The organism is Pseudomonas sp. 43NM1 (assembly GCF_002836905.1).
GTDB lineage: Bacteria > Pseudomonadota > Gammaproteobacteria > Pseudomonadales > Pseudomonadaceae > Aquipseudomonas > Aquipseudomonas prosekii.
Genome location: NZ_MKGS01000105.1, coordinates 1 through 2,202 on the forward strand (window position 1 = coordinate 1; position 2,202 = coordinate 2,202).

The 2,202-nt window shown below is 58.9% G+C and carries 3 protein-coding genes; 2 read left to right on the forward strand and 1 reads right to left on the reverse strand.

From position 1 onward, the window contains the following. Window positions 1–55: 55 nt before the first annotated feature. Window positions 56–1,207: a M14-type cytosolic carboxypeptidase gene (locus tag BI292_RS10035; protein ID WP_101207786.1), complete on the forward strand. Its 1,152-nt coding sequence runs from the start codon at window positions 56–58 to the stop codon at window positions 1,205–1,207. A gap of 37 nt (window positions 1,208–1,244) precedes the next feature. Here BI292_RS10035 and BI292_RS10040 read toward each other — a convergent pair whose 3' ends face one another. Then, entirely contained in the window at window positions 1,245–1,709 is a 465-nt protein-coding gene (locus tag BI292_RS10040) for a helix-turn-helix domain-containing protein (protein ID WP_101207787.1), read from the reverse strand. A gap of 95 nt (window positions 1,710–1,804) precedes the next feature. On the opposite strand from BI292_RS10040, the gene BI292_RS10045 reads away from it, so the two are divergent. Further along, window positions 1,805–2,202: MFS transporter (locus tag BI292_RS10045; RefSeq protein ID WP_157831244.1), on the forward strand; the 398-nt coding region annotated here is incomplete at its 3' end.

Genomic DNA, 2,202 nt, shown 5'->3' on the forward strand with positions numbered 1-2,202 from the left:
CCCCCCCTCCTTGCGTGTAAAGTAGCAGCCATAAAATCATAATCAGGAACCGACTATGACCGTGGCTAAATCCTCTTTCGACATCAGCGCCAATTTTGACAGCGGCAACATTGAAGTGCTGGACATCAGCAACCCGTTGCAGGCCCTTCTGGCGATCAAGCCGGACACACGCAGCCAACATTTCCAGTGGTTCCACTTCAAGGCCAGCGGCCTGCATGTCGGTCAAGAGCATTGGTTTCGCCTGAACAATGCGAGCAAATCCTCGTACAACAAAGCCTGGGACGGTTATCAGGCGGTGGCGTCCTACGACCACGTCAACTGGTTCCGTGTACCGACCATTTTTGAAGGCGATTGCCTGCGCTTCAGCCTCGAAGCGACGGCCACTCACGCCTGGTTTGCCTATTTCGAACCGTACAGCCGTGGTCGCCACGACTGGCTGATCGAGCAGGCGCTGACCAAGGCTGGCACCGAGCTGCTGGCCACCGGCAAAAGCGTTGAAGGTCGCGACATTCAATTACTGCGCAAAGGCACCGGCGCGGCTGGCCAGCGCAAAGTCTGGATCATCGCCCAGCAACATCCCGGCGAGCACATGGCCGAGTGGTTCATGGAAGGCGTGATCGAACGCCTGGAAAAACACGACGACCCAGTGCTGCAAAAACTCCTGGCCAAAGCCGACCTGTACCTGGTGCCGAACATGAACCCGGACGGCGCGTTCCACGGCCATTTGCGCACCAACGCCATGGGCCAGGACCTGAACCGCGCCTGGCAAAACGCCACGCCGGAAATCAGCCCGGAAGTGTTTTTTGTCCAGCAACAGATGGAGCAGTACGGCGTCGATCTGTTTCTCGATATTCACGGCGATGAGGAAATCCCCTACATCTTCACCGCTGGTTGCGAAGGCAATCCGGGCTACACGCCGCGCATCGAAGAGCTGGAGACGCATTTCCGCAACCACTTGAAGCATCTGACCAAGGACTTCCAGACCAAATACGGCTACACCCGCGACCTGCCGGGCCAAGCCAATATGACCCTGGCCTGTAACAGCGTCGGGCAGAAATTCGATTGCCTGTCGCTGACCCTGGAAATGCCCTTCAAGGACAACAACGACGCGCCGAACCCGTTGACAGGCTGGTCGGGCAAGCGCTCGAAACAGTTGGGTAAAGACGTACTGACCACCGTTGCCGAGATGATCGAAAGCGTCCGCTGATCATCCTTTAAACACAAAAGATCGCAGCCTTAGAGTCCTAAGAAGCTGCGATCTGTGAGTTTGCGGGCAACCGCACGCAATCCTCCGGCCCCAACAATCGCCCATCCTCGGCGCGCAACTCCAGCGCGCGTATCGGTTTGCCGTGCTGACGATCCACCACTTGTGAACGCGCCTCCCCCGCCGCAAAGAAAAACGCCTCGCCCCACTGGCGCAAACCGATGATCAACGGGAACAGGCCCTGGCCCTTTTCCGTCAGCACGTATTCCTGATAAGCGCTGCCGTCCGACGCCGGCACCAAGTCGAAAATCCCGTGCGTGACCAAGGTGCGCAGGCGCGCCGAGAGGATGTTCTTGGCCATGCCCAGACTTCGCTGAAACTCGCCGAACCGGCGGATGCCATCGAACGCATCGCGCACGATCAGCAACGACCACCAATCACCAATCGCGTCCAGCGACCGTGCCACCGGGCATTCGGCATCTTGCATGCTTGTACGTTTGACCATGATCGCGCTCGCCGACTGCAAATGTGGTTGCAATATAAAACCAGTCTCCTTAACGTACAACTGGTTTTATTTTGAAACCACATCAGGAGCCTGGCATGAAGCCCACTCAATCCCTGAACAGCAGCGTGGTGTTGCTGTTCGCTGTCGCCTGCGGTCTCGCCGTCGGCAACGTGTATTACGCGCAACCGCTGCTCGACGCGATGGCCGACGCCTTCGGCATGAACCCAGCGACCATCGGCATCGTCGTCACGCTGACTCAGGTCGGTTACGGCGTGGGGCTGTTGTTGCTGGTGCCGCTGGGGGATCTGCTCAACCGTCGGCGCCTGATCGTCACGCAAACGCTGTTGTCGGCGCTGGCGTTGCTGATGATCGCGCTAGCGCAAAGCAGCGTCTGGCTGCTGATCGGCATGGCGTTGACCGGATTGCTCGCGGTGGTCACCCAAGTTTTGGTCGCCTACGCCGCGACCCTGGCCATTCCCGCTCAACGCGGGCG